4 protein-coding genes and 1 pseudogene are annotated in these 4,016 nt (G+C 47.9%); all 5 read left to right on the top strand.

Features of this window, described 5'->3' with window-relative positions; genetic code table 11:
- Positions 1-1,267, top strand: a 1,267-nt coding sequence (locus RMO52_RS19895; protein WP_310417745.1) for a phosphoglucomutase/phosphomannomutase family protein, incomplete at its 5' end; no start/stop codon positions are given.
- A 188-nt stretch (positions 1,268-1,455) separates the two neighbouring features.
- A complete protein-coding gene (locus tag RMO52_RS19900; protein WP_309740776.1) occupies positions 1,456-1,659 on the top strand; it encodes a LapA family protein in 204 nt (67 codons plus the stop codon).
- Positions 1,660-1,835: 176 nt separating this feature from the next.
- Entirely contained in the window at positions 1,836-2,558 is a 723-nt protein-coding gene (locus RMO52_RS19905) for a 15,16-dihydrobiliverdin:ferredoxin oxidoreductase (RefSeq protein ID WP_396135060.1), read from the top strand.
- A gap of 210 nt (positions 2,559-2,768) precedes the next feature.
- A complete protein-coding gene (locus RMO52_RS19910; protein ID WP_310417752.1) occupies positions 2,769-3,524 on the top strand; it encodes a phycoerythrobilin:ferredoxin oxidoreductase in 756 nt (251 codons plus the stop codon).
- 400 nt (positions 3,525-3,924) lie between these two features.
- A pseudogene (locus tag RMO52_RS19915) lies at positions 3,925-4,016 on the top strand (phycocyanin subunit beta); the annotation flags it as partial.

Genomic DNA, 4,016 nt, shown 5'->3' on the forward strand with positions numbered 1-4,016 from the left:
TTACGATCCGCGATTTTTGGCAGATAAATTTGCCCAGACGGCGGCAGAAATTTTAGCAGATTTGGGTTGGACGGTAAAAATAGTCGATCGCGATTGTCCGACGCCAGTAATTGCATTCAACGCTCGGCATCTCAACTCGGCAGGTGCGCTGATGTTCACCGCCAGCCACAATCCCGCCGCTTACTGTGGGATTAAGTATATCCCCGATTATGCGGGGCCAGCAACTCTGGCGATTACAGATACGATCGTTGCTAATCTAGAGGGTGCTAGCGATGCACCACCAGAAAAGAAGAACAGTGGGAAGATTAGCACATTCGATCCGCAGCCTGAATATTTTAAATTTATCTACACACTGCTAGATGTCGAGCGGATTCGCTCGGCGAAGCTGAAGGTCAAATTCGATGCGATGTATTCTACCTCGCGGGGGTATTTGGATAAAGTCTTGCTGCATTGCGGTTGTGAAATCGAAAGCTTGCACATGCAGCGGGATGTCTTATTCGGTGGTGGAATGCCTGAACCCAAAGCCGAACTACTCGGCGAACTAATTGCCGCAGTTCAAAAGGATAAAGCCGATCTTGGTGTCGCGACAGATGGCGATGCGGATAGATTTGGGATCGTCGATGAGCTGGGTAACGTACTCACGCCAAATACCGTCCTGTTAGTGCTTGCCAAGCATTTAATCAAAAACAAGGGTAAAACGGGCGCGATCGTCCGTACAGTGGCAACTACCCACCTCCTAGACAACTTTGCTGCCAAGCATGGTGTCCCATTAATTGAAACCGCCGTTGGTTTCAAATATATCGGCGAGCAGATGCGGGAAATCCCCGTTCTCATTGGTGGTGAAGAATCCGGCGGCTTGAGCGTGATCGGTCACATTCCCGAAAAAGATGGCATCCTGGCAGATATGCTAATTGCTGAAGCGATCGCGTATGAAGGCAAGCCATTGAGTCAAATGGTAGCAGAAGTCATCGCCGAAGCCGATGGCCCGCTCTACAACCGTCGTCTAGATCTCCATTTAGATAACGCTCACAAAGAGACGGTGATGAAGACATATAGCGAAAAACCACCGACGAATATCGCCGGGATTGACGTTAAAGAAGTCGGTCGTAAAGACGGGGTGAAATTCTATCTCGCCGACGGTAGCTGGATACTGCTACGCGCCTCCGGTACCGAACCGCTGATCCGCGTATACATGGAGACTCACTCCGCTGAGCAGTTGCAGAAAATCGCTTCTACAATGGAAACCGCGATCGATGCGCTTAAATAAGAGATGGATGGTAGGGTGTGTTACGGCGCAAGCCTAACGCACCTTTTTGCGAAGATAATTTCGGTGCGTTACGCTGCTACAGTGTTACGGCGCAAGCTAACGCACCTTTTTGCGAAGATAATTTCGGTGCGTTACGCTGCCGCGATAACACACCCTACAGTTAAGACAAGATAGGAAACACGATTGCCATGACTAAATTACTGATTTCGACAATCGCCGCTGTCTGGATCGCATTCATCGCCTTATTATCCGTCCAGAATGCTAGCATCGTCAACCTAAAATTTGTCTTCTGGAACTCGATCGATCTGCCGTGGGGACTAGTTTTAGCGGGTGCCGTCGCCCTTGGCTTTATTATCGGCGGCTGCATCCCACTGCTCATAAAGCAACAATGATGCAACAAATGTCAAGCGGCGGTAGGCAAGCACAGATCTAAGATCGACCTAATTCCCGCGCGAGTCGCCAGTAGCCGAACTCTAGACATTAAGATTTGTTGCCTAGTTTTCAGAATCGGGGACGGATTGGCTGGTTATACTGGTATGGTAGTATGGCTCGATCGCAATCAAGCTCCATGTATCAGCCATTTTTAAACCACTTAGAAAGCGAACTGACAACTAAATTCGACTTACGACCGCGAACGATTCCAGCGGGATTGGAGTTAAATGTTAGCGATCGGGGCAAGAGTCCGGCAAGGATTCAAAGCTGGTCTTATCAATGCCCACAGTTGCGAAAAATCCGGTATACATACATTGATGCTGGTGCGAGTTCTCAAATTTTCAACTGTGTTATTTACCCCAGTTATCATTACGATCTGCCGCTGTTAGGATTGGATTTCCTGTCATTTGGTAAAGTTAAGAATCTAGTGGTACTTGATTTCCAGCCATTATTTCAAGATGCTGCCTATCAGCAAAAATACATCGAGCCACTGAAATTTCTGCACGATCGCTACCCAGATCTCTCGCAAGATTTGGAGATGAAATTTTATGACTCCAACCAATATTTCTCCAAGTATCTCCTGTTTGCCAAAACCGATGTCGAAACAGTTTCGACGCGACTACTCGCAGCCTTTAAAGATTATCTAGACTTGTACTGGCAGACGATCGATAGCGCCGAACCATTGACCGATCCTGCTGATATTCAACGCATTGTCAAAGCCCAAAAAGACTACGATTGTTACAGTGCCGAACGCGATCCTGCATCAGGATTATTTAGCAGCTATTTCGGACACGAATGGTCGGAACGCTTCTTGCATGAGTTCTTATTTGAAGATTCAGCACCTTTAGCTGTGCGCTAGGGAATAGGGGATAGGGAATAGGGAATAGGGAAAATATCTGCAATTATATGTAAGAACCCTAAACCCTGACTTCTATGCTCTATCTCCTATCCCCTGTCTTGATTCGCTGTCTTGTCGTTTTTTTATTAGGGGGGAACCCCCGAATAAAAACGCCGCTAAACCGTCGGGGAACCCGACGAGCGCGAATCGCTATTCCCTATTCCCTAAAAAATGACACTTTACCAACCATTCCTCGACTACGGTATCGATTATCTCAAATCGCGGCTGGATCTTAGTGAGTATCCGATTCCGGCTGGATTCGATCGAAAGAGTGCGATGACTGGAAAGGGGGATAAACAAGCCGAAGTCCTCACGACTAGTTATGGCTTCCAGTCGCCTAAACTGCGGCAAATTCGGGCTGCACACGTCCAAGGCGGACAATCGTTGCAAGTGCTCAATTTTGTGATTTTCCCGCACCTAAACTACGATTTGCCCTTCTTTGGGGCGGATTTAGTGACGTTACCCGGCGGACATCTGATCGCGATCGATATGCAGCCGTTATTTTGGAACGAGCCAGCGTATCAAGAGCATTACACCACGCCGATTTTACCGATGTTTCACGAGTATCAGGCTCAGCTGCCGTGGGGGGGTGATTTTCCGGAAGAAGCACGAGCCTTTTTCTCGCCAGCCTTCTTGTGGACGCGTCCGCAGGAGACAGCAGCCGTCGAGACGCATGTCTTTGGAGCCTTCAAAGATTATCTTAAAGCCTACCTAGATTTTGTCGATCGCGCCGAACCGATTAGCGATCCGCACCGCTTGCAGGAAATCGAGCAAGCGCAACTGCGTTACGTTCGATACCGCTCCGAAAAAGACCCAGCACGCGGGATGTTGAAGCGGTTTTACGGTGAAGAGTGGACGGAAGAGTATATCCACGGCTTCTTATTCGACTTAGAGCGAAAATTACCCGCACATTCAGAAGCTCAGTAACTTTGAACCGCATGAATCGATCGATTATGAGAGCCGACGGGAGGAGTTAGGCACCAGCGGCACTCGCGGCTGGCGGCACGATCGCGATCGCATCCACAGCCGCGAGTGCCGTTTAAAAGTGGTGTAACTATGGTACCTAATTTTGGAGTTAGAAGCTTTACACAGTTAGATTATTAACGTTTGTGACAAAGATCGGTAGAAGCAAATAATAATACACAAAAAGTTGTATAAGTTTAAGGGATCGGTAGTCTCGATTACTAAACATCAGCTCGATCCAGCCAGCATAAATTGGCTATAATATGAGAGTTTTCGCAAATTTATTAAGCTATGTTAAGCGATCGCGAGACAGCAGCCGAAAGATTTGACACCAAAACTATTAAACGCATACAGGATTAAATATATGTTAGACGGATTCTCCAAGGTTGTCGCCCAAGCCGATGCACAAGGTCAATACCTCAGCACCGGACAATTAGACGCCCTGGCAGCAATGGT

The sequence above is a fragment of the Chamaesiphon sp. OTE_8_metabat_110 genome (genome assembly GCF_031382685.1).
Lineage (GTDB): Bacteria > Cyanobacteriota > Cyanobacteriia > Cyanobacteriales > Chamaesiphonaceae > Chamaesiphon.

Excerpts from the sequence above, each read along its gene's own strand:
- RMO52_RS19905 (WP_396135060.1), top strand. The coding sequence starts at position 1,836 with ATGTATCAGCCATTTTTAAACCACTTAGAAAGCGAACTGACAACTAAA.
- RMO52_RS19900 (WP_309740776.1), top strand. The coding sequence starts at position 1,456 with ATGACTAAATTACTGATTTCGACAATCGCCGCTGTCTGGATCGCATTC.
- RMO52_RS19910 (WP_310417752.1), top strand. The coding sequence starts at position 2,769 with ATGACACTTTACCAACCATTCCTCGACTACGGTATCGATTATCTCAAA.